The sequence below is a fragment of the Pseudonocardia terrae genome (assembly GCF_021343995.1).
GTDB lineage: Bacteria > Actinomycetota > Actinomycetes > Mycobacteriales > Pseudonocardiaceae > Pseudonocardia > Pseudonocardia terrae.
In genome coordinates this window covers 63484-84248 of sequence record NZ_JAJTTE010000007.1, presented here as the reverse complement: position 1 = coordinate 84248, position 20765 = coordinate 63484, and the positions used below count along the sequence as shown (strand labels likewise).

The following is a 20765-nucleotide window of genomic DNA, read 5'->3' as shown; positions in this document are numbered from 1 at the left end:
CCGCGGGTCAGCCCGCCGCGGCCTGCGGGGCGACGGTTCCGCCGTCGATCCGCAGGCCGTAGCTGTGCAGGGTGTCCCGCAGGACGTCGTCCATCGTGCGCGCGGAGGCGACACCGAGGTCCAGGACGACGGCGGCGGCCACCTCCGCGGACACCCGACGGGCGCCCTCGTCGAGCGGCGCGAACAGCCCGCAGCCACGGGCGGCCCCCGCCGACCGGGTGTAGACGACGACGCCACGTCCCGCCAGGGTGATGTCCGCGATCGCGGTGTCGAGGTCGGCGCGACAGGAGCACCCCAACCCACTGAAGACGTCGCCGAGCAGGCACTCGGTGTGCGCGTGGACCGGGAGGTCCGGCCCCCCGACGTGACCGGCGACGAGGGCCACGTGCTCGGCCCCGTCGAGCAGCGTGCGGTACCCGATTGCCCGGAGCCCGCCCCGGCTGGTGGGGAGCGAGGTCACGGCGACCCGCTCGACCTGCGGCTCGGTCCGCCGGCGGTGAGCGATCAGCTCGGCGATGGAGACGGTCTCCAGCCCGTGCTCGGCCGCGAACCGGACCAGCTCGCCGCCGCGCGCCATCTCCCCCGGGCGCTCACGAGAGACGATCTCGCAGAGCGCCCCCGCGGGCTGCAGCCCCGCCAGCCGCGCGAGGTCGACGGCTGCCTCGGTGTGCCCGGGCCGCCGGAGCACCCCGCCGTCGCGGGCCCGCAAGGGGACGACGTGGCCGGGCCGGACGAAGTCCTGTGCGGTCACGTCCGCCGAACCGAGCGCGGCGACCGTGCGGGCACGCGCCGCCGCCGAGATGCCCGTCCCCGTGCCCACGAGGTCCACCGTGACGCGGTACGCCGTGCCGAACCGATCGCCGTCCCGATGGTGCATGGGCGGGAGCGCCAGCCGTTCGCACTCCTCCTCCGGCAGCGCAACGCAGACGTATCCGGAGGTGTGCCGGACCGTGAAGGCCATCAGCTCAGGGGTCGCGCACTCGGCCGCGAAGATCAGGTCGCCCTCGTCCTCACGGTCCTCGTCGTCCACCACGACGACCGCGCGACCCGCCGCGATCGCCGCGACGGCCCTGCTGACCCGGTCGGAGACGGTGCTCACCACGATGTGCGTCCTTCCGCGAGGGGTGATTCAGACTGCGGCGAGCCGCCGGAAGCGGCTGCCGTGGAACACGAGCGGCGGGGTGTCCGGTTCGGCCCGGAGCCCGTGGATCTCGAGCAGCGCGATGGCGTGGTCGCCCGCCGGGAGCTCCGCGTGGAGGGAGCAATCCAGCCAGACGCTCGACCCGTGGACGAAAACCCCACCGTCCGGCGCAGCGACCCAGTCCACGCCCGCGAACCGGTCGCCGGTCTTGCGGGACAGGCTCAGGCACACGGCGTCGTGCCCCTCCGCCAGGACGCTCACCCCGAGCCGCGTGCGGTCACGCAGCTTCGGCCAGGTCGTCGAGGTGTCCTGTACGCACACCGACACGAGCGGCGGCGTCACCGACACCGAGGTGAACGAGCTCGCGGCCATCCCCACCGGGACACCGTCGATCAGCGCGCACACCGCGGTCACTCCGGACGGGAAGCATCCGAAGGCCTGCCGCAGCTGCGCACCGTCAGCCGGCACCGGCTCGATCCCGATCATCCTGCGTTGCACCCTCCGTCAATCACCAACGTCTGTCCTGTCATGTAGTCCGAGGCCGCCGCGCTGAGCAGGAGCAGCGCCCCTGCCAGCTCGGCCGGCTCGGCGATCCGTCCCATCGGCACCTGGGCGGTGAGCCGCGCGAGGAAGTCGGGGTCGGAGTAGACGCCGCCCGACAGCCCCGTCCGGACGAACCCCGGGCAGAGAGCGTTGACCTGGATCCCCGAGCTCGCGTACTGCAGCCCGAGCTCGCGCGTCAGGTTCACCACCGCCCCCTTGGCGGCGGAGTAGGCCGGTATCGGCGAGATCCGCGCGCCTGTCAGGCCGAACATGGACGCGACGTTGACGATCTTCCCGGACCGCCGCTCCGCCATGATCCGCAGAGCGGCGCGGCTGCAGAGGAAGACCCCGCCGAGGTCGACGTCCAGGACCCGCTGCCAGTCCGCGGTCCGCACCCGGTGCAGGGGCACCGACCGCGGGTCGCCGATGCCGGCGTTGTTCACCAGGACGTCGAACCCGCCGAGCTCCCGGTCCACTCGGCCGAACGCCTCGTCGACGGCGGCCTCCTCGGTCACGTCGAGCTCGAGGTCCAGGGCGGTTGCGCCGCGGTCGCGCAGCGCGTCGGCGGTCTGCTTCGCGGCCGTGCCGTCGAGGTCCGTACAGGCCACGCGGGCGCCGGCGGCCGCCAGCGCGTGAGCGAACTCCCGGCCGAGCCCGCCGCCGGCACCGGTCACCACCGCGACCCGTCCGGTCAGGTCGAACAGCGCGGGCAACGCGGTCCTTCCCGGCCGGTAGAAGGTCTCCGGCACGTCCTCCGGCCGCCAGTACTCCTCCGCCATCTCAGCTCCTTGGCAGGCCGAGCACGCGCTCGCCGATGTAGTTCAGGATGCTCTCGTTGTTCAGCGGGGCGATCTGCAGGATGCGGATCATTGGCCACAGCGTCACAACGTCGGTCTCGTAGACGAACGCCGACCCGCCGTGGGTTTGGATCGCGGCCTCGACCGCGGCGAGGGCGGCCCGGCTGGCCAGCAGCTTCGCCATGTTCGCCTTCGCCCCGGCGTCCCGCCCCGAGTCGTACTCCGCGGCCGCTGAGTACATGACCTGCCGGGCCGCCTCCATCTCCGCCTTGGCCAGCGCCAACGGGTGCTGGACGCCCTGGTGCGCGCCGATCGGGGTTCCGAACGGCGCCCGGACCTTGGCGTACTCGACCGCCTTGGCCAGGGCGTACTCGCCGAGCCCGAGCGCCCAGGCGGCGATCGTCACTCGCTCCTGGTTGAGGCACGCGAGGAGATGGTCGAAGCCCAGGCCCTCCTCGCCGATCAACGCCTCCGCCGGGACCTCGACGTCGTCGAGGAAGACCTCGAACTGGTACTCCGGTGCGTGCCACTCGATGTCCAGGCGTCGCAATTCGATCCCCGGGGAGCCGAGATCGACGGCGAACAGCCCGAATCCCGAGCGGCGGCCGACCGGCTCGCCGTAAGGTGCGGTGCGGGCGAGCAGCAGAATGTGGTCGGACTCGTCCGCCGCGGAAATGAACACCTTCTGACCGGTGATGCGGTAGCCGCCGCCCTCGACGGGGCGGGCGATCGTCCGCGCGGCAAATGAGTTCGTCCCCGCCTCGGGCTCGGTGACGCCGAGGCAGAACCGCCGCTGACCGCTGATGGTGGACACCACGTGGTCCTTGATCTGACGCTCCGAGCCGTGTCGGAGGATCGCCTCGCGGGAGAACGTGGTGAGCGAGTACTGCAGCGGCGGCACACCCGCCCGGGCGAGTGCCTCCATCACCGCGGTGCACCCGGTCAGCCCGCCGCCTGCGCCGCCGAGCTCCTCGGGTACGCCGATCGCCAGCAGGTCGGCCGCGACGATCGCTTCCCACAGCTCGGGAGCGTGCTCGCGGTCCCGGGACCGCTGCAGGTAGAGCGTGCGCGGGCAGGCGGCCAACACACCGTCGACCGCGTCGAAGACCGACGCGACGAGCTCACGGTGGTCGGGATGGATGGTGGGGACGAGATCGACCGTCATCGAGGACTCCTACCGTCCGACGAACTTCGGTGTGCGCTTCTCCGTGAAGGCGCGCGGGCCCTCCCGCGCGTCCTCGGAGGCAACCACGCGGGCGTTGAGCGCGTACTCGAGCGCGAACCGCGGCTCGTTCGCCAGGGCACGCACGGCGATCTCCTTCGCCGCGCGAACCGCCAGCGGAGCGTTGCGGGCGATCCCGGCCGCGATCGCCTGGGCGCGCGGCAGGACGTCGGCGCGCGGGAGGACCTCGTTGACCAGCCCGGCCTCGCGGGCCCGCTCCGCGCCGACGTGGTCACCACTGAGCAGCAGCTGCATGGCGAACGCCCAGGGCACCTGCTGCGGCAGCCGCACGTGCGAGCCGCCGCCGGGCACCAGACCCCAGCGCACCTCCGGCAGCCCGAACACCGCACCGTTCGCGGCGACCCTGATGTCGGTCCCCAGCAGGAGCTCCAGGCCGCCCGCAACGCACAGCCCGTTGACCGCCGCCACCACCGGCTTGTCCACGTCGGACAGGAACCGCTTGGTCGGGTCCGGGGTGAGGATCTCCAGCTCGCCTGTGGTCAGTCGGGGGATCAGCTCGCCGAGGTCACCGCCCGCACAGAACGCCTTGTCCCCCGCCCCGGTCACGACCACGACGCGCACGTCGTCGTCGGCCTGGGCTGCCGCGCTGGCCTCGGCGAAGCGCCGGACCATATGGACGGTCAGGGCGTTGTGCGCCTCGGGCCGGTCCAGGGTCAAGGTGGCTATCCCGTCGACGACGTCGTACCCGACGTCACCCGCGGTCACAGCAGGCCGAGCTTCTCGTCGCCCGCGGGGATCGGCGCCATCACGGTGACGCCGAGCGGCTCGGCCAGCAGGTCCTCGAAGCGGGCCGAGAGCGCAGTGAACGCCGCTCCGGCGCCGTGCGCAGCGAGCGCCTCGGTCGAGGCCCACTTCTCGATGACAACGAAGCCATCCGGCCCGCGGACCGACCGGTGCAGCGCGTACAGCTCGCAGCCCTCGTCCTGGGCATGGGTGGCGGCGACCGCGGCCAGGAAGGCCGCTTCGGTCTCCGCCTCGCGGCCGGGCTTCGGCACGACGGTGGCGACGACGACGACGGATTCGGCCACGAGGACTCCTTCGGCTCGCGAGTGAGCGGCGGTGCCGCACTCCGGGAGGGACGCTAAGTGACACCGCGGACCGGACGGTGTTGCATTCCGCTCCAGCCCGGTCCGGCCGTCCCGTTCTGCGACATCTGTACCGTCCGTCCGCTCCCTACCCTTCGCGTCACCCGATCCGGCGACGGCGCCGGACATTGTCTGGAGGGGCGTGACGACAGTGGTCGATGAGCACGGTGGGGGCGCGGAAGGCCGAAAGGCACCGCCCGAGAGAGTGCTGCGCCGGGTGGCGGGCGCGGCGCTCTCCGCGAGCACGCTCGAGTGGTACGACTTCTACATCTACGGGACAGCCGCGGCGCTGGTCTTCAACACCGTCTTCTTCCCCTCCGTGTCACCGGTGCTCGGCACCCTCGCCGCCTTCGCCACGTTCGGGGTCGGGTTCCTCTTCCGGCCGGTCGGCGGCATCGTCTTCGGCCACTTCGGCGACCGGATGGGTCGGAAGAAGCTGCTGGTCGTCGCGATGGTGATGATGGGCGTCGCCACGACGCTGATCGGGTTGTTGCCCACCTACGGGACGATCGGGGCCGCGGCTCCGATCCTGCTGGTGCTGCTGCGGTGTGTGCAGGGCCTGGCCATCGGCGGCCAGTACGGCGGGGCCATGCTGCTGGTCACCGAGAACGCCCCGGCCCACAAGCGTGGCTTCTACGGAAGCTTCGCCCAGATGGGCCCCTCGCTGGCGGTCATCCTCTCCAACGTCGTCTTCCTCGTCCTCATCGCGGTGCTGCCCGCGGAGGCCTTCGCCGCGTGGGGCTGGCGGGTTCCGTTCCTGCTCAGCGTCATCGTGATCGGGCTCGGCCTCTACGTCCAGCTCAAGCTCGAGGACACCCCGGACTTCCGCGCGCTGCAGGAGAGCGCACCGACCGCCGGCGCGGCCGCGCCCACCCGGAAGCGCTCGCCGCTCATCGAGGCCCTGCGGACCCACCCCCTGCAGATCCTGCAATCCGGCGGGATGATCCTCGTGATCCAGGTGTACTACTACATCCTGATCGTGTTCATGGTGTCCTACGTCGGCACCCTCGGCGTCGCCCGCTCGACGATCCTGACCATCATTCTCATCTCCAGTGCGGCCACCGTGCTGACGATCCCGCTATTTGCGGCCCTGTCGGACCGGATCGGCCGCAAGAAGGTCCTGGTGCCCGCCGCGATCGCAACCCTGTTGTCGGCCTTCCCGTTCTTCTGGCTCATGCAGACCGCCACTGTGCCAGGCATGCTGGTCGGGGCCTTAATCGCCGGTGTCGTTCTCGGCGGCCTGTACGGGCCGATGGCCGCCTTCTTCACGGAGATGTTCAGCACCGGTGTCCGCTACTCGGGAGCCTCGGTCGGCTACCAGCTGGGCGCGGTCATCGGGGGTGGCTTCGCTCCGCTCATCGCCGCGTCGTTGCTGGCCTGGTCCGGCACCATCAACGCCGTCGCGGGATTCGTGGCGCTCGCCGCCGTGCTGACGCTGGTCTCGATCGTCACCACCAAGGAGAGCTACCGGCCGGTCCGGGCGGCAAAGCCGAACCCCGCCCGCGAGAGCGCCTGACGGTCGTCGGGCCGGGTCCTCACCCGGTCCGACGACGTCGTCCCGTCACACACGTACGCCGGGAGAACCTCGTCGGCCAGAACCCTCACGACCCGGGCCCTGTCGGTCGCCGGGCAGGCCGGGGCGTGGATGATCCGGTCCGCGCCGGCGGCCTCGTACCTCCGAAGGGTCGCGACCACCTCCTCGGGCGTCCCCAAGGCGAGGAAATGGTCGGCAATCCGCGCGGAGTACTGCCGGTAGGTGCGGCTGACCGTCGCGATGCCCGTCTCCTTCGCCACGCCCCGTTGGAATCGGCGCGCGTCCAGACAAGGAGACCGCCGGTCACGTCGGCCGGCTCCGTCCGTGCTCGGCGGCGCCGCCCGGACCCGAGCGAGCGATCCGCCCAACCGGTCGGCGTCGACCGCCGCCCGCGCATCGCGAGCGGCGGCGGCGGCGCTGCTGGTGAGGCCGATCAGCACCAAGGGTTCTCTTTTCGTCCGGATATAAGCGCGCTCGCGGGATCACCGTGCGGGTACCTACTCCTCGATCGAGGCGACGTCGTACCGCACCCCGATCACGCTGGAGGAGGTCCTCGCTCAGCCCATGATCGTCGCGCCGCTGAGCCTGTTCGAGGTGCCCTCGCGCGGCGACGGCGCGGTCTGCCTGGTGCCCGCGGGGGAGGTGGTCCGCGCGACGGGGCGTCCCTACGTCCGGCTCTCCGGGCGGGGCTTCTTCCACGAGGGCGCCCACCAGATCAGCGAGATGCCGGGCGACAAGACCCGGCTCGTCGCCACCGGGGTCGCGGGGGCTGGTGCGATGGGGTCCGCGGGGATCACCGCGGGCGACGTCGACCTGGCCGAGGTGTAAGCCCCGTGCGCGATCGTCGAGGTTCTGGTCAAGCGAGGCCCTGGGCCTGGTGGAGCGGGGTGCGGATGCGTCGGCCGCCGCCGAGGGGCGCACGGTCGATCCCCGTCTGCACCTCTGGCGGGCTGCAGTCGCGCGGGCACCCCGTGTGAGAACGGTCTCTACACGTTCGTCGAGGTGCTGGAGCAGCTGCGCGGACAGGCGGGCGAGCGGCAGGTGCCCGGGCGGGCTAACCCTGACCAGCGCCGAGCTCGGCAACTGCAACGCCGCGCTCGTCCGCGTGCTGGACGGTGTCGCCCGATGATCCCCGTCCTGAGCGAGACCGGCGGCTGCCCCTACTCGCCCGGCGCAGCGCGTTCGTCGCGCCCTTCTGGGACGGACTGCGCGCGGGGGTCCTGCGGAGCACCCGCGCGGTGTGCCTGCAGTTCTCCTTCCCGCCCAAGCCCTTCTGCCCGCACCGCTGGTACCGGACGGTCGACTGGGCCGAGCTCATCGGGCGCGGGACGGAGGCTGTACTCCTGGACCCGCGTCCACGCCGCGCCGTCGGCCTTCGCCGCGGACGTGCCCTACACCGTGGGCGTCGTCGACCTCGCCGACGGTGTCCGCATCGCCACCCAGATCCTCGCCGACGCGCCGGCCGCGGACCGCCCGGTCGAGCTCATCGCGCTCGCCTACGGCAACCTCACGCTGTTCGCGGTGCGTCCCGTCGGCTGAGGGCGCTCAGGACAGCGGCGTGGTCCGGCCGTCCTCGTACCCCGCCAGCCACCGCTCGTGCAGGCGGGGCAGGTGCACCTCGATCTCGTGCACCGCGCCGTCGGCGTCCGCGCGCGAAACCGCTGCATCAGCCCGCGCCCGCGCCTCCGGAAGCTGCGGTCCGACGACGGGCCGACCGCCGCGACCACCTCGCGCAACAGGTCCAGCACCGACCTCATCATGATGCTGGAAATCTCCGGCCTGGTGACCGCTTCGCGCATGGTGTTGCGGCTGACTCGAACTGCTCGGCGAGGGCCGCTCGGACGGCAGCCGGTCACCGCTGCCCAGCTCGCCGCTCTGGATCATCGCGCGGATCTGCCCGATGATCTCCTCGAACGTGCGCTGTGGAGGAGCGGGCCGCAACTGCACCCAGCTCATCCCGTCGTCCGTCCCGTCCCCCGCAGCCTGCCGCACCGAGCCTACAGCGGGCACGGCCGCCCGCTCAGAACGCCGCGGTGGACAGGTCCAGGCCCAGCGCCCGCACTTTCCGGTACAGCGTCGAGCGGGCGATGCCCAGCGACTCCGCGGCGCGATGCTTGTTGCCGCCCGCGTCCTTGAGCGCACGCATGATCGCCTGGGCCTCGGCCTGCTCCAGCATGGCGAGCGGGCGCCGGGACGCCCGCGCCACGACGTCCGCTGGCAGATCGCGCGCACCGATGTAGCCGGCGCGACAGCGCGAGACCATGGCCCTGACCAGCGATTCCAGGGTCGCGACGTTGCCGGGCCAGTCCAGCCGGGTCAACGCCTGCACCGCGTCGGGCATCCAGCGCACAGCGGGCCCGTCGCCGACCGCGCGCGCGGTGAGGGCAGCGAGCAGAGCGGGCAGGTCCTCGATCCGGTCGCGCAGCGGCGGGACCTCCAGGACCTCGTCGAAGGTGTCAAGCAGGGGGTTGCGGGGCCCGGGCCCGATCGGCCCGGTCTCCGACGTCGCGATGACCCGACGCCTGGTCGTCCGGCGATCGAGGGCCGCGTCGACTGCCTGGGCTGCTCCCGGCTCCAGCAGGTCGACGTGGCGGAGGACGAGGTTCTCGTCCGGCCCGTCGAGCTCGGTCTCGACGTCGCGCAGCCAGGCCTCCAGCCCGACCACCCCGATCTGGGCGGCGTCGATGATCCGGACGGGCCCCGGCCGGGACAGCGCGGCCGCCACGGCCGCCCGGCCGCTGCCCTGCTCGCCGACCACGAGCAGCCGGTCGACGGGGGCGATCCGGGCCGCCTGGGCGCAGAGCGCGGTCCACCGCGGGCTCCGCCCGACGAGGCCGGGCAGCGCCGGGACCTCGCGGTGGCCGGGGCGGACCTGCTGGCGCACCACGTCCTGCTTGATCGACAGGACGGCGCCGACGATGTCCGGCCCGTCGTTGACCGGCCGGGTCTCGATCGACACGCGCGTGCCGTCGGTGAGCACCATCGGCTGCGGGGCCGTGGCCTTCTCCCCCATCGCCTTGGACGCGTGCTCCCAGAGCATGGCCTGGTCGATCCCGCTGATCAGGCGGGCCGCCGCGGCGTTGGTGATGATCGTGTTCTGGTCGAGGGTGACCAGCGGGTGGCGCGCGTCGCGGTTGTGGGCGAGGTAGGAGTCCAGCAGCAGGCGCTCCTGGCGGGACGACGCGTTCCGCAGCGCCTCCTGGATGTCCGCCGCCAGCTCCATCACCCAGGACAGCACGAAGGGGCTCGTGTCGGCGAGCTTGCAGGTCAGGTCGATGCTTCCGACGATCCGCCGCGTCACCGGGTGCACGATGGGGGAACCGGCGCAGGTCAGGGAGTGGAAGACCTCCGAGAAGTGCTCCGGCCCCCGCACGATCACGGGCTTGCCGCTGAGCAGCGAGATCGCGCTCGTGGTGCCCACGTGCGACTCCGCGACCGAGAACCGCGGGGCCACGTCGAGCGAGTCCAGGCGGCCCGCGAACGCGGTGTCCGGCACCCAGCGGCGCAGCAGCCGGCCGTCCTGGTCAGTGAGGGACAGCGCGCACATCGCCGCGTCGAGCGCCGCACGGCGCTTCTCCACCAGCGGCGCGGCGATCCGGGTGAGGTACGAGTCGAGCTCGACCTCGGGGTAGTAGCTGGGTGCCACGGCGTCCGGCTCGAGGCCCTGCAGCTTGCTGCGCTTCCAGGACTCGTAGACCACCGACCGCACGGGGCCGACCTTCTCCGGCATCCGGCCGGGGGCCTCGCCGAGGACGTCTCGCGCGCCGTGGACGGCGCGGACCCACTCATCCACGGGGGGCCTCCGCGTGGTCGGCCTCCGGGGACACGACCCGTTCGCGAACGACTGGGACGACGGCGTTGTCCACGTTCACTCCCGACGACTCACTGCCGAACCCCACGACGGGCCGCGGCATCGCGTTGACGAGATGATGGCGGACTACTGACAAGCTGTCAATAAGGGGCGTTTCGCGCCGGTCTACCGCGGGGTCAGGGCGAGCAGGGTGCGGGTCAGGAGCGTGTGGACCTGCTCCTTCGTCAGTGACCCGGTGTTGAGCCATTCGGCGACGGCGGTCGAAACCATGCCTTGGAAGCTGCGGATCATGGCGCGCATCGAGGTCTCGTCCGGCAGTTCGAGGACCGCGATCAGGCGGTCCTCCCAGGCCCGCCGTCCGTCTCGGAAGACGGCCTCCACCTCGGGGTCGGCCCCAGGGGCCACCGTCCCGATCATCGACATGATGGTCTGCGGGTTCTCCTCCAGGACGTCGAGCCACCGGGCGAACAGGCGGTCCAGCTCGGCGGGCCCGGTCGATCGGCCCGCGCCCTCGGCGGGGAGGGCGGGGAGCTGTCCGAACTCCCGCAACACCTCCAGGTAGAGCTCCCGCTTGGTGCCGAAGTAGTAGTGCAGGTTCGTTCGCGTGGTGCCGGCGGCGGTCGCGAGCTCGGTCGTGGACACGCTGGAGTACGGGCGCGCGGCGAAGAGCCGGCGGGCACCCTCGAGGATCTGGTCCCGCCGGTCGTCGGCGTCCAGCCGGATCCGCTTGCCCCCACGGGCCGTAGTCGCGCTGCTGCTCGGGCTCACCACACCGAGCACGATAATCGGGAAGACCCCTCGCGCGGGTGGCTGTCGCGTTACGCGACAACCGGATCGGGGGGTCCCCTCCTACCGTCGTGGTCATGCTGCTCGACCTGGACGACGACCGCCGCGCCTTCCGCGACTCCGTACGGTCGTGGGTGGACAAGAACTTCCCGCCCGAACGTGCGCTGGAGCTGGAGAAGCGCGAGTACCAGTACCCCTACGAGCTGTGGGAGGGCATGGCCGAGGCGGGCTTCCACGCGATGGGCATCCCCGAGGAGTACGGCGGGCAGGGCGGCAACGCCGTCGACACCGCCGTGCTGGCCCGCGAGCTCGCCCGCAGCCTCGGCGGCCTGTCCTGGGTCTGGGGAATCCCCTCCTTCGCGGGCGCCAAGGCACTGGTGCACGGCGGCAGCGAGGAGCAGAAGCGGGAGTACCTGCCCAAGCTCGCCGAGGGTGAGATCCGCTTCTCCATCGCCGTGACCGAGCCCAGCGGCGGCACGGACGTTCTGGGCGCCATGAGCACTCGCGCGAAGAAGGTCGACGGCGGGTGGCGGGTCTCCGGCCAGAAGATGTGGTCGACCGGAGCCAAGGAGGCCACGTACCTGCTGCTGCTGGCCCGCAGCGCAGACGCCGAGGCACCCGGCAAGCGCCCGCGGACCACCCTGCTGCTGGTCCCGACCGACTCCCCCGGCATCGACATGCGCTACATCCCGAAGCTGGGGATGCGGGCGATGGGCTCGTGCGAGATCTTCCTCGACGACGTGTTCGTCCCGGACTCGCAGCTCATCGGCGAGGAGCACAACGGGTTCAAGGTCCTGCTCGCCTCACTCAACAACGAGCGGATCATGGCGGGTGCCCTGGCGCTGGGAATGCTCGACGGCATCCTCGAAGAGTCGGTGGAGTACGCCAAGAACCGCACCACGTTCGGCAAGGTCATCGGCGGCCACCAGATCATCCAGCACTACATCGCCGACACCAGGCTGGGCCAGAAGCAGGGTGAGCTCATGGTGTTCGACGCCGCCTGGCGCGAGGCGGCCGGCATGCACTGCCACCAGGAGGCGAACATGGTGAAGGTGGTCCTCTCCGAGCTCGCCGTGTCCGCCGCGGACCGCGGCATCCAGATCCTCGGTGGCATGGGCATCTCCAGCGAGACCCACGCCCAGCGCTTCTGGCGCGACCTGCGGCAGTTCCGCATCGCCCCCATCAGCAACGAGATGGCCCGGCAGAACCTCGCCGAGTCCTTCGGCCTCCCGCGCTCTTACTGAGCCGACTCAGCCCACCCGACCGGAGGCCTCGACGATGAACGTCCTCACCTCGATCGAACGCGTGGCACGTCGTCGCGCCGACCAGGTCGCGCTGCGCTGCGGCGACGTGACCCGGACCTACGGCGACCTGCTCGACACCGCTGCACGATTCGCGGGCTTCCTGCAGGCCCAGGGCTTGGCGCCCGGCGAACGCGTCGGGCTCTTCCTGCACAACGAGCCCGAGTGGCTCCCCGCCCTGCTCGGCATCTGGAAGGCGGGCGGGGTCGCCGTCCCCTTCAACTACATGTTCGCCCCGGCCGCGCTGCGCCACGCCGCGGTCGACTCGGGCGCGCGCTGGGTGCTCGCGCTGGACACCGACGTCGCCCGGCTGCGCGAGTCGCTGGCCGGCACCGAGCTGGCCGACCACGTGATCGCGCTGACCCCCACCGAGGGGGCGGAGCACAGCTTCACCGAGGCGATCACCTCCGACCCGGCGCAGCGGACCGCCCCGCGCCTCGACGGGGACGACGCGCTGCTGATGTACACCAGCGGCTCGACGGGCACCCCCAAGGGCGTCCGGCAGACCCACCGGAACACGGCCGCGGAGTGCGAGGGCGTGCTCGACGCCTGGGACATCGGGCCGGAGGACCACGCGCTGGTCTGCACCCCCCTCTTCCACGTCGGCGGCCTCCAGCTCATCACGCTGCCGCTCCTGCTCGCCGGGGGCACTGTCACGCTGCGCCGGTGGAAGGCCGCCGAGTACCTCCACGACATCCTGACCCTGCGCCCGACGGTCCTCGCGATCGTCCCGGCCATGATGATCGACATCGTCAACCTGCTCGGGGACCAGGGCCAGGACCTCGACTCCGTCCGGGTCTGCATGGTCGGCGGCTCGGCGATGCCCGAGGCCCGCCTGAAGCAGTTCACCGCGCTGACCGGGGTCGTGCCGGTCAACATCTACGGGCAGACCGAGCAAAGCGGCCTCGCCATCACCGAGCCGATCCACGAGGAGCGCCGGTACGGCTCGCTCGGGAAGCCGCTCGAGCAGGTCGTGCGCTGGCAGATCGTGCCCGCGGGTTCCAAGACCCCCCTCGCGTTCGGCGCTGACGAGGTGGGCGAGCTCTGGGTCCGCGGGGACGCTGTGACACCTGGCTACTGGCGGCTTCCCGAGGTCAACGCGCAGAAGTTCCACGACGGTTGGTTCCGCACCACCGACCTCGTCCGCGAGGCCCCGGACGGCTACCTCTACTACGTCGAGCGCGCAGACGACATGATCATCAGTGGCGGTGAGAACATCTATCCACAGATGGTCGAGGGGCACCTGCAGGCCTGCCCGCTCATCGCCGAGGTGACCGTCATCGGCACGCCGCACGAGCGCTTCTCCGAGCAGGTCACGGCCATCGTCGTGCCGTCGCAGCCCGGCGTCACCGCGGCGGACATCGCCGCGTACTGCGAGTCGGTGCCGGACCTGCGCGGCCTCCAGCGGCCCCGCCGAATCGAGATCGTCGGGGCCATCCCGCGCACCGGGACCAACAAGGTCGACAAGCCCGCGCTGAAGGCGCGCTTCGCGGTCTGACGGTCACACACGCGAGAGGGGCCCCGCCGACCGGCGGGGCCCCTCTCGTCGTTCCTCGCGAACCGGCTGCTCAGACTGGGAACGCGACCGTCGCGGTGCCGGCGATGGCCCGAACGCCGTCGCCACTGTCGGCCCACACCTCGCAATCGACCAGGTGCTCGCCGTCCACCTCGCGGACGGCGGTCACGGTCCCGCCGAGGTCCACCGCGTCCCCGGCGAAGACATTGGCCGAGAACCGGCAGTCGACCACCCGTACGGCCGCGCGCGAGCCCGCCCACGCCGCCAGCATGTTCATCACGAAGGCCATCGTGACGCCCCCCTGATTGACCTCGCGGTCGCCCAGCCCGGCGGCCCGCACAGCGGCGAGGTCGAAGTGGATGGGGTTCGGGTCCTGCAGAACGAGGGCCATGATGCGGATCTTGTCCGCCTCGACGGAGTCGACCCGCAGCGGCGGCACGGCGTCCCCGACAGCGGGCAGGGTGGTTGTCGTCATCAGGCACCTCGCTTGAAGATGAAACCTTGGTTCACAACACCGACGAGCTCGCCGGCGTCCCGGATCTCGACCCGCACGGTGACGAAGTCCAGGAAGCCGCCGCCACGGGACTCCTTGCGCGCCACGGGACCGACGGTCGCGCTGGTCCGGAAGGTGTGGCCGACGCGCGGCGGGCTGTGCTGCTCGATCCCGCAGGTGCCGAACAGGAGGGTGTCCTGCTCGCGCTGACCGGCGAGTGCGCACAGCTCGTCCACCGTGATGCCCATGCCGCGCAACGCCAGCACGATCAGCCAGAAGGGGTGCGCGTGGTCGGAGTCCTCGGCCGGTGCCAGCAGGGCGTGGTCGGCAAGGGCGCTCTGGTATCCCTCGATGGTGAGCTCGTCCCCAGGCAGGGTCTTGCCGTCCAGGGCCTTGCGCAGGTCGTCCAGGCCGATCAGTTCAGTGTCGAGGTCGGTCGCCATCCTCGTCCTCTCGTGTCGTTCGTGGCCGGGCGGCCGAGCAGGCGTCCCGGCCGGACCGGGTCGTCGGGGTCCACGTCCGCCCACGACGTGATCCGTCGCTCGGCGACGGTCGCGACCGCCTGGATCCTCAGGGCCTCTCCGGAGCGCAGGTGGTCGCGGCGCTCGCTGAAGACGACGCCGTCCCGCGCCTCGACGGTGACCACCTCGGCGGTGGTGCCGGTCCCGGCGTACAGCATGCCCAGCAGGCGAGCAATCGGTTCGGCGCCGACCGTCGGGCGCTGGATGCCGGTGCCGCGGTACTCAGCGTCCTCTGCCAGGTACTCGGCCAGGTCGGACCGCTCGCCCTCGCCGAGGGCGGCGAGGAAGGCCCGCACCGTGTCGCCGGCCGACCGGTCCGCCGGTGTCATCATTGCCGCAGCGGGAGATCGACGGCTTCCTCGAACTCCCGCAGGTCGAAGTAGTCCCGCCAGGCCGTGATCTTCCCGTCGACCACCCGGGTCACCCCGGTGACGGGCAGGGCGAACGACTTGCCGGTCGGCAGGGCCGTCAGGTAGTCGACCCGCTCGGTGAACACGAACCCGTCGCGCGACGCGAGGTAGAGGGTCTCGATGCTGTCCATCGACATCACGGAGAACAGCGCGCCCAGCGTCGCGAGCACGGCCTCCGCCCCGTGGGCGGGCGGGAGCGGCATGTTCTGGTACATCGCGTCGGGGGCGAAGTACGGCGCGAGCTTCTCGGGGTCGCCGCTGGAGAGGTCGGCGAAGAACGCGAGCACCAGTCGCTCGTCGTCGCTGACCGCCGCGGCGGCCTCGGTCTTCTCGTTCGCCCACGGGTGGGCGTCGCGGTAGCTGCTCATCGGGCTCTCCTTCGGTGCAGGGCCGGTCGATCAGAAGATGGTGTAGCCGCCGTCGACGACGACCTCGTTGCCGGTGTGGAAGGTCAGCGACGGGTCGGCGAGGAAGGCGGCCACCTCGTGGAACTCCTCCGGGTCTGCCCAGCGACGGGCCGGGGTGCGCCCGATCGTTGCCCTCATGAACCGCTCGTCCTCCTGGAGGTCGGTGTTCATCCCGGTGCGCGTCCAGCCGGGGATGAGGATGTTGCAGCGCACCTGATATCGCGCCAGCTCGACCGCGAGCGTGCGACCGAGTCCCAGCAGCCCGGTCTTGCTGGCCGCATAGGACGCCATCCCGGCTCCGCCGTAGCGGCTGATCGTCGAGGACAGCACCACGATGGATCCGCCCGTGCCCTGCGCCACGAAGCGGCGAGCCGCCTCGCGGGTGCATAGGAAGCCCCCGTCGAGGTTGGTCCGGAGCACCCGGTGCCAGCTGCTGAGGCTCATCTCGGTGATCGGTGCAGCGTCGGCGATCCCGGCGTTGGCCACGAAGCAGCCGAGCGGGCCGAGGGCGTCGACGGTCTGGGTCATGGCCGCGGACACCGCGTCCTCGTCCGCGACGTCGCAGCTCACCGCGATGGCCTTGACCCCGTGCGTCGAGATCTCCTCGACGGCGTCGGCGCTGCGTTCGGCGTTGCGGGCCCAGACGGCGATGTTCGCGCCGGCCTTGGCCATGCCGACCGCCATCGCGCGGCCGATCCCGTTGTTGCCGCCGGTCACGACGGCGGTGAGCCCGGTCAGGTTGGTCATGCCGGCACCCCGGGAAGGTCGACCAGCTCAGCCAGGGCCGCGCGGTGCCGCTCGGGCGTGCCGAGGGCGATCGCGTTGCTCTTCGCGCGCTTGAGGTAGAGGTGGGCGGGGTGCTCCCAGGTGAAGCCGATCCCGCCGTGCAGCTGGATGCACTCCTCGGCGGCCTGCTGGGCCACGACGGAACAGTGGGCCTGGGCCAGCGCCGCGGCGACCGGCAGGTCCGCCGAGCCGGTGGCGGCGCACTCCGCGGCGTAGCGGGCGACGGCGCGGGCCTGGGTGATCAGCACCCACAGGTCGGCCAGCCGGTGCTTGAGCGCCTGGTAGGAGCCGAGGATCCGGCCGAACTGCCGCCGGATCGCGAGGTACTCGACGGTCGTCTCGAGGCAGCGCTCGGCCAGCCCCAGCTGCTCGGACGCCAGCAGGACGGCGCCGATCCGCAAGGCGTCGGTCACGGCGCCCTCCGCGTCGGAGGCGACGAGTCGGCCTCGCACGCTGTCGAGGGTGAGGTCCACCAGCTGCCGCGTCATGTCGAGCGAGACGATCGGGGTGCGGGTCAGCCCGTCGGCCTCGGCGCCGACGGCGTAGAGGTCGTTCCCGACCGGGACCAGCAGGACGTCGGCGGCGACCGCGTCCGCGACCCCGCGCACCGTGCCGTGCAGGAGCTCGCCGCGCAGCTCCACGGCCGGGGTCGGGGCGCCGGGCGCGGTGCCGAACGGGACCGCGAGCGCGGCCACGAGTCCACCCTCCGCGAGCTGCGGAAGGATCTCCTGCTCCCCCACCGCGACCAACAGTGCCGCGGCGAGCCCTGCCGAGCCGAGGAACGGCACCGGCGCGACGGCACGCCCGAGCTCCTCGGCGACGACGGCGGCCTCCCGCCAGCTCGCTCCGGCACCGCCCTGCTCCTCGGACACGGCCAGCGCCGCACACCCGATCTCGGCCAGCCGCGCCCACAGCTCGCGGTCCACGGTTTCATCGGTCTCGGTGCGGGCCAGGACGGCGTCCCAGGCGCCTTGCTTCTCCAGCAGCGACCGGACACTGGCCCGCAGGTCGTCCTCGATCTCCGAGTAGAGCAGGTCACCCGTCACCGGGGTCGCGGTCATCGGGGCAGGTCCTTCCACGGTGTGTCCTTGTCCGCCCGGGCCTCGGCCGGAAGGCCGAGCACCCGCTCGGCGATGATGTTGCGCATGATCTCGGAGGTCCCGCCCTCGATCGAGTTGCCCTTGGCGCGCAGGAACCGCCAGTTGGCGGGGCTCTCGGAGTGGGTCACCAGCACCGGGCGGCGCGCCGAGTAGTCGGTGTAGCGCAGGGCCTCGTCCCCGAGCAGGTCGAGCTCGAAGCTCGAGATCTGCTGGTTCAGCCGGGCGTGGGTGAGCTTGACGCCCGACCCCTCCGGCCCCGGCATCCCCGCCGCCTGCTGCTGCCCGAGGCGCTCGGCGGTCAGCCGGCCCGCCTCGGCCTCGACCCAGAACCGCAGCACCTGGTCGTGCTGCCCTGGGGTGCGCAGCTCGGGGCGCTCCCGCCACACCTTGACGAGCTCGCCGATCGCGCCGCTCTCGCGCGGGATCGTGCCTCCGCCGATCGCGACACGCTCGTTCATGAGGGTGTTCTGGGTGACCGCCCAGCCCTGCCCGACCTCGCCGAGCCGCTGGGCGTCGGGGACCCGGACGTCGTCGAGGTAGACCTCGTTGAACTCGCTCTCGCCGGTGATCTGGCGCAGTGGCCGGACGTCGACCCCGGGCGAGTCCATGGCGCACACGAAGAACGTGAGTCCGCGGTGCTTCGGCTGCGCGGGGTCGGTGCGGGTGACGAGGATGGCCCAGGTCGCGTCGTGGGCCAGCGACGTCCACACCTTCTGCCCGTTCACGACCCACTCGTCGCCGGCGGGCTTGGCGCTGGTGGCGACGTTCGCGAGGTCCGACCCGGCGCCCGGCTCACTGAAGAGCTGACACCAGATCTCCTCGCCGGTCCACAACGGACGCAGCCAGCGGCGCTGCTGCTCGGGGGTGCCGAACCGCAGGATGGTCGGCGCGGCCATGCCGAGGCCGATGATGTTGGTGTGCGGGCGGTTGTCCGGGGCACCGGCCGCGGCGAAGGCGGCGTCCACGCCCGGCTGCAGGCTCGGGTCCGCCCCGAGTCCGCCGAGGCCCTCGGGGTAGTGCACCCAGGCCAGGCCTGCGTCGAAGCGGGCGCGGAGGAACTTGAGGCGGTCGGTGCTCGCCGGGTCGTGGTCGGCCAGGAACGCCTGAACCCTGGCGCCGAGCCCTTCCGCGGTGAGCGGGCCGCCGGTCGCGGTACTGGTCACGATCACCCTTCTGCTGGTGCGCACGGGCCAATGAGCAGACCCGTCCTGGACTCCGTGGCCCGACCCTAGGAACAGGAGGCGGTCAGGGGTTGTCGCAAACCGCGACAACCGGGCAGGGCCGGGCAGTGGAGCGGATTGCGACACCCGCGCACGCGAGATCTGACTAGCGTCGCGCCCGCACTCGCCGGGGCCGCTGGCCCCGACGCCCCTTGAGATCGGAGCACGGACTATGGGTCGTCTCGACGGCAAGGTCGCCTTCGTCACCGGCGCCGCCCGCGGTCAGGGCCGGAGCCACGCGATCGAGCTCGCCCGCGAGGGCGCCGACATCATCGCGGTGGATGTGGCGCACGATCTGCCCGAGCTGGGGCTCGGCTACCCGCTCGGTTCGGCGGAGGAGCTCGCCGAGACGGCGGCGCTGGTGGAGAAGCTGGACCGCCGAGTGGTGACCGCCGAGGTCGACGTCCGGGACGGCGCCGCCCTCAAGGCCGCCCTCGATTCCGGGGTCGCCGAGTTCGGCAGGCTCGACATCGTCGCGGCCAACGCGGGCATCGCCGCCAACGCGGTCCCGGCCCATGAGATCACCGAGGACGCCTGGGAGCAGATGCTCGGGATCAACCTGACCGGCGTCTGGAAGACGGCGAAGGTCGCCGTGCCGCACCTGATCGAGGGCCGCCGGGGAGGGTCGATCATCCTGACGAGCTCGATGGCCGGACTGCGCGGCTACCAGGGCATCGCGGCCTACACGTCGGCCAAGCACGGCGTGGTCGGGCTGATGCGGGTCCTCGCGGCCGAGCTCGCGCCTCATTCCATCCGGGTCAACAGCGTCCACCCCACGCAGGTGAACACGCCGATGGTCCAGAACGACGCGACCTACAAGATCTTCCGCCCCGACCTCGAGCACCCCACTGCCGAGGACTTCAAGGCCGTCTCGACCGCGATGCACGCCCTGCCCGAGCCGTGGGCCGAGCCGATCGACATCAGCAAGGCCCTGGTCTTCCTGGCCTCCGACGACGCCCGGCTGATCACGGGCGTCCCGCTCCCGATCGACGCGGGCCTGCTGGTCAAGTAGCGCGGACGGGCTCCGGACCGGTCCGGTCCGGAGCCCGTCGCCCCCCGGCCGCGGCGAACCCCGAGCGAGAGCTCCCCGCTCCCCCTGCCCGCGGCCGTTCCGTCGTGCGACACCCCGACCGGCGCCCCGGTGGCTACCGTCGGCGGCTCGACGGAGTCCGGCCGCACGGGAGGCCACGAGCAAGGGGGTTCGAACGATGGTCGAGCGTTTCCGCGACCGCAGCGCACTGGTGACCGGGGCGTCGGGCGACATCGGGTCAGCGGTCGCCCGTGGTCTCGTTGCCGAGGGTGCCCGGGTGACCCTGGTGGACCGGGACGCGGCCGCCGTCACGGCGTTGGCCGCCGAGCTGGGCGAGGCCGCCCACGCGGAGCCCGCGGACGTAACCGTGGAGGCGGACGTCGAGCGCGCGGTCGCCGCGGCCGCCCGGTTCGGCGAGGGCCTGCACCTGGTGTTCAACAACGCCGGCATCGAGGGGCCGATCGGCCCGCTGCACGAGCTCGACCTCGCCGCACTGACCCACGTCCTGCAGGTCAACGTGGTCGGCGCCGCCGCGGTGCTCAAGCACGCCCTCCCCCTGCTCGGGGCGGGCGGCGTGGTCGTCCAGTCCGGGTCGACGGCCGGCCTGTCCGGCGCCCCGTCCGTGGGCCCCTACGTGGCCTCCAAGCACGCGCTGGTCGGGCTTACCAGGGTCGCGTCCCGCGAGGTCGCCGCCCGCGGCGTGCGGGTCGTCGCGATCTGCCCCGGCCCGGTGGCCGGACGGATGATGAGCAGCATCGACGGCGGCCGCACCGGCTCGCGCACCGTCCCCACCGCGCTCGACGGCGGCCGCTACGCCACCGTCGACGAGATCGCAGGCGCGGTGCTGTTCCTGCTCGGGCCGGAGGCCGGGTTCGTCGCCGGCTCCACCTTCGTCGTGGACGGCGGACGCCTCGCGTGAGCGACGCCGGCGGCGGTCCGCCGTCCCGTCACCCGGTCGGGCGGAGCGCCGGACTGTAGCGCAATGCGACAACGTCTCTTCTCGGCGCACTGTCAGCCTTGGCGAGACGCAGGACACACAGC

23 protein-coding genes are annotated in these 20765 nt (G+C 72.1%); 7 read left to right on the top strand and 16 right to left on the bottom strand.

Features of this window, described 5'->3' with window-relative positions; all coding sequences use genetic code 11:
- Positions 1 to 7: 7 nt before the first annotated feature.
- The 6 genes from ribB to LWC33_RS35845 are packed head-to-tail and all read right to left on the bottom strand — an operon-like array spanning position 8 to position 4752.
- Positions 8 to 1102 carry a 3,4-dihydroxy-2-butanone-4-phosphate synthase gene (gene ribB / locus LWC33_RS06755; RefSeq protein ID WP_308190913.1) on the bottom strand — a complete coding sequence of 365 codons (1095 nt, stop codon included), beginning with the start codon at positions 1100 to 1102 and terminating at the stop codon, positions 8 to 10.
- Positions 1103 to 1129: 27 nt separating this feature from the next.
- A complete protein-coding gene (locus LWC33_RS06750) occupies positions 1130 to 1627 on the bottom strand; it encodes a flavin reductase family protein (protein ID WP_233303364.1) in 498 nt (165 codons plus the stop codon).
- On the bottom strand, positions 1624 to 2463 hold the full coding sequence (locus LWC33_RS06745) for an SDR family NAD(P)-dependent oxidoreductase (protein ID WP_233303363.1): 840 nt from the start codon (positions 2461 to 2463) through the stop codon (positions 1624 to 1626). The genes LWC33_RS06750 and LWC33_RS06745 overlap by 4 nt, the downstream gene beginning before the upstream one ends.
- A gap of 1 nt (position 2464) precedes the next feature.
- The gene (locus tag LWC33_RS06740; RefSeq protein WP_233303362.1) at positions 2465 to 3646 is read right to left on the bottom strand and encodes an acyl-CoA dehydrogenase family protein; all 1182 of its coding nucleotides are present in this window, start codon (positions 3644 to 3646) and stop codon (positions 2465 to 2467) included.
- A gap of 9 nt (positions 3647 to 3655) precedes the next feature.
- A complete protein-coding gene (locus LWC33_RS06735; RefSeq protein ID WP_233303361.1) occupies positions 3656 to 4429 on the bottom strand; it encodes an enoyl-CoA hydratase/isomerase family protein in 774 nt (257 codons plus the stop codon).
- The gene (locus tag LWC33_RS35845; protein ID WP_233303360.1) at positions 4426 to 4752 is read right to left on the bottom strand and encodes a putative quinol monooxygenase; all 327 of its coding nucleotides are present in this window, start codon (positions 4750 to 4752) and stop codon (positions 4426 to 4428) included. Before LWC33_RS35845 ends, LWC33_RS06735 begins: the two co-directional genes overlap by 4 nt.
- 262 nt (positions 4753 to 5014) lie before the next feature.
- On the opposite strand from LWC33_RS35845, the gene LWC33_RS06725 reads away from it, so the two are divergent.
- The 3 genes from LWC33_RS06725 (at position 5015) to LWC33_RS34905 (ending at position 7882) form a co-directional block, all read left to right on the top strand.
- On the top strand, positions 5015 to 6325 hold the full coding sequence (locus tag LWC33_RS06725) for an MFS transporter (protein WP_233303359.1): 1311 nt from the start codon (positions 5015 to 5017) through the stop codon (positions 6323 to 6325).
- Between the two features lie 582 nt (positions 6326 to 6907).
- Positions 6908 to 7171, top strand: a complete 264-nt coding sequence (locus LWC33_RS06720) for a beta-ketoacyl-[acyl-carrier-protein] synthase family protein (protein WP_233303358.1) — start codon at positions 6908 to 6910, stop codon at positions 7169 to 7171.
- Positions 7172 to 7468: 297 nt separating this feature from the next.
- A complete protein-coding gene (locus LWC33_RS34905; protein WP_255691105.1) occupies positions 7469 to 7882 on the top strand; it encodes a Zn-ribbon domain-containing OB-fold protein in 414 nt (137 codons plus the stop codon).
- Positions 7883 to 7888: 6 nt separating this feature from the next.
- Here the strand turns inward: LWC33_RS34905 and LWC33_RS06710 are convergent, their stop codons facing one another.
- The 3 genes from LWC33_RS06710 to LWC33_RS06700 form a co-directional block, all read right to left on the bottom strand.
- A complete protein-coding gene (locus LWC33_RS06710; RefSeq protein ID WP_233303356.1) occupies positions 7889 to 8299 on the bottom strand; it encodes a hypothetical protein in 411 nt (136 codons plus the stop codon).
- A gap of 64 nt (positions 8300 to 8363) precedes the next feature.
- Positions 8364 to 10136 (bottom strand): sigma-54-dependent Fis family transcriptional regulator, encoded by a 1773-nt coding sequence (locus LWC33_RS06705; protein ID WP_233303355.1) that lies wholly within the window; start codon positions 10134 to 10136, stop codon positions 8364 to 8366.
- 183 nt (positions 10137 to 10319) lie between these two features.
- Complete coding sequence (locus LWC33_RS06700) at positions 10320 to 10925, bottom strand: TetR/AcrR family transcriptional regulator (RefSeq protein ID WP_233303354.1); 606 nt, start codon at positions 10923 to 10925, stop codon at positions 10320 to 10322.
- Between the two features lie 92 nt (positions 10926 to 11017).
- Here LWC33_RS06700 and LWC33_RS06695 point away from each other — a divergent pair, with 92 nt between their 5' ends.
- On the top strand, positions 11018 to 12184 hold the full coding sequence (locus tag LWC33_RS06695) for an acyl-CoA dehydrogenase family protein (protein WP_233303353.1): 1167 nt from the start codon (positions 11018 to 11020) through the stop codon (positions 12182 to 12184).
- Positions 12185 to 12218: 34 nt separating this feature from the next.
- Positions 12219 to 13739: a class I adenylate-forming enzyme family protein gene (locus LWC33_RS06690; RefSeq protein WP_233303352.1), complete on the top strand. Its 1521-nt coding sequence runs from the start codon at positions 12219 to 12221 to the stop codon at positions 13737 to 13739.
- Positions 13740 to 13809: 70 nt separating this feature from the next.
- Here the strand turns inward: LWC33_RS06690 and LWC33_RS06685 are convergent, their stop codons facing one another.
- The 7 genes from LWC33_RS06685 to LWC33_RS06655 are packed head-to-tail and all read right to left on the bottom strand — an operon-like array spanning position 13810 to position 18637.
- Positions 13810 to 14232, bottom strand: a complete 423-nt coding sequence (locus tag LWC33_RS06685) for a MaoC family dehydratase (RefSeq protein ID WP_233303351.1) — start codon at positions 14230 to 14232, stop codon at positions 13810 to 13812.
- Positions 14232 to 14693, bottom strand: coding sequence for a hypothetical protein (locus LWC33_RS06680; protein ID WP_233303350.1), 462 nt, complete (start codon positions 14691 to 14693; stop codon positions 14232 to 14234). Before LWC33_RS06680 ends, LWC33_RS06685 begins: the two co-directional genes overlap by 1 nt.
- Complete coding sequence (locus tag LWC33_RS06675; protein WP_233303349.1) at positions 14666 to 15103, bottom strand: nuclear transport factor 2 family protein; 438 nt, start codon at positions 15101 to 15103, stop codon at positions 14666 to 14668. Before LWC33_RS06675 ends, LWC33_RS06680 begins: the two co-directional genes overlap by 28 nt.
- Positions 15100 to 15549 (bottom strand): limonene-1,2-epoxide hydrolase family protein, encoded by a 450-nt coding sequence (locus LWC33_RS06670; protein WP_233303348.1) that lies wholly within the window; start codon positions 15547 to 15549, stop codon positions 15100 to 15102. Before LWC33_RS06670 ends, LWC33_RS06675 begins: the two co-directional genes overlap by 4 nt.
- 30 nt (positions 15550 to 15579) lie before the next feature.
- A complete protein-coding gene (locus tag LWC33_RS06665) occupies positions 15580 to 16335 on the bottom strand; it encodes an SDR family NAD(P)-dependent oxidoreductase (protein ID WP_233303347.1) in 756 nt (251 codons plus the stop codon).
- A complete protein-coding gene (locus tag LWC33_RS06660; protein WP_233303346.1) occupies positions 16332 to 17435 on the bottom strand; it encodes an acyl-CoA dehydrogenase family protein in 1104 nt (367 codons plus the stop codon). The genes LWC33_RS06665 and LWC33_RS06660 overlap by 4 nt, the downstream gene beginning before the upstream one ends.
- Complete coding sequence (locus LWC33_RS06655) at positions 17432 to 18637, bottom strand: acyl-CoA dehydrogenase family protein (protein ID WP_233303345.1); 1206 nt, start codon at positions 18635 to 18637, stop codon at positions 17432 to 17434. Before LWC33_RS06655 ends, LWC33_RS06660 begins: the two co-directional genes overlap by 4 nt.
- A 229-nt stretch (positions 18638 to 18866) precedes the next feature.
- Between LWC33_RS06655 and LWC33_RS06650 the strand changes: the two genes are divergently transcribed.
- Both LWC33_RS06650 and LWC33_RS06645 read left to right on the top strand, forming a co-directional pair.
- Positions 18867 to 19706, top strand: coding sequence for a mycofactocin-coupled SDR family oxidoreductase (locus LWC33_RS06650; RefSeq protein ID WP_233303344.1), 840 nt, complete (start codon positions 18867 to 18869; stop codon positions 19704 to 19706).
- A gap of 196 nt (positions 19707 to 19902) precedes the next feature.
- On the top strand, positions 19903 to 20643 hold the full coding sequence (locus tag LWC33_RS06645) for an SDR family NAD(P)-dependent oxidoreductase (RefSeq protein ID WP_233303343.1): 741 nt from the start codon (positions 19903 to 19905) through the stop codon (positions 20641 to 20643).
- Positions 20644 to 20765 lie beyond the last annotated feature (122 nt).

Coding starts and splice junctions, on each gene's coding strand:
- LWC33_RS06720 (WP_233303358.1), top strand. CDS start 6,908: ATGATCGTCGCGCCGCTGAGCCTGTTCGAGGTGCCCTCGCGCGGCGAC.
- LWC33_RS06665 (WP_233303347.1), bottom strand. CDS start 16,335: ATGACCAACCTGACCGGGCTCACCGCCGTCGTGACCGGCGGCAACAAC.
- LWC33_RS06645 (WP_233303343.1), top strand. CDS start 19,903: ATGGTCGAGCGTTTCCGCGACCGCAGCGCACTGGTGACCGGGGCGTCG.
- LWC33_RS06675 (WP_233303349.1), bottom strand. CDS start 15,103: ATGATGACACCGGCGGACCGGTCGGCCGGCGACACGGTGCGGGCCTTC.
- LWC33_RS06710 (WP_233303356.1), bottom strand. CDS start 8,299: ATGAGCTGGGTGCAGTTGCGGCCCGCTCCTCCACAGCGCACGTTCGAG.
- LWC33_RS06750 (WP_233303364.1), bottom strand. CDS start 1,627: ATGATCGGGATCGAGCCGGTGCCGGCTGACGGTGCGCAGCTGCGGCAG.
- LWC33_RS06690 (WP_233303352.1), top strand. CDS start 12,219: ATGAACGTCCTCACCTCGATCGAACGCGTGGCACGTCGTCGCGCCGAC.
- LWC33_RS06740 (WP_233303362.1), bottom strand. CDS start 3,646: ATGACGGTCGATCTCGTCCCCACCATCCATCCCGACCACCGTGAGCTC.
- LWC33_RS06685 (WP_233303351.1), bottom strand. CDS start 14,232: ATGACGACAACCACCCTGCCCGCTGTCGGGGACGCCGTGCCGCCGCTG.
- LWC33_RS06650 (WP_233303344.1), top strand. CDS start 18,867: ATGGGTCGTCTCGACGGCAAGGTCGCCTTCGTCACCGGCGCCGCCCGC.
- LWC33_RS34905 (WP_255691105.1), top strand. CDS start 7,469: ATGATCCCCGTCCTGAGCGAGACCGGCGGCTGCCCCTACTCGCCCGGC.
- LWC33_RS06660 (WP_233303346.1), bottom strand. CDS start 17,435: ATGACCGCGACCCCGGTGACGGGTGACCTGCTCTACTCGGAGATCGAG.
- LWC33_RS06745 (WP_233303363.1), bottom strand. CDS start 2,463: ATGGCGGAGGAGTACTGGCGGCCGGAGGACGTGCCGGAGACCTTCTAC.
- LWC33_RS06680 (WP_233303350.1), bottom strand. CDS start 14,693: ATGGCGACCGACCTCGACACTGAACTGATCGGCCTGGACGACCTGCGC.
- LWC33_RS06695 (WP_233303353.1), top strand. CDS start 11,018: ATGCTGCTCGACCTGGACGACGACCGCCGCGCCTTCCGCGACTCCGTA.
- LWC33_RS06670 (WP_233303348.1), bottom strand. CDS start 15,549: ATGAGCAGCTACCGCGACGCCCACCCGTGGGCGAACGAGAAGACCGAG.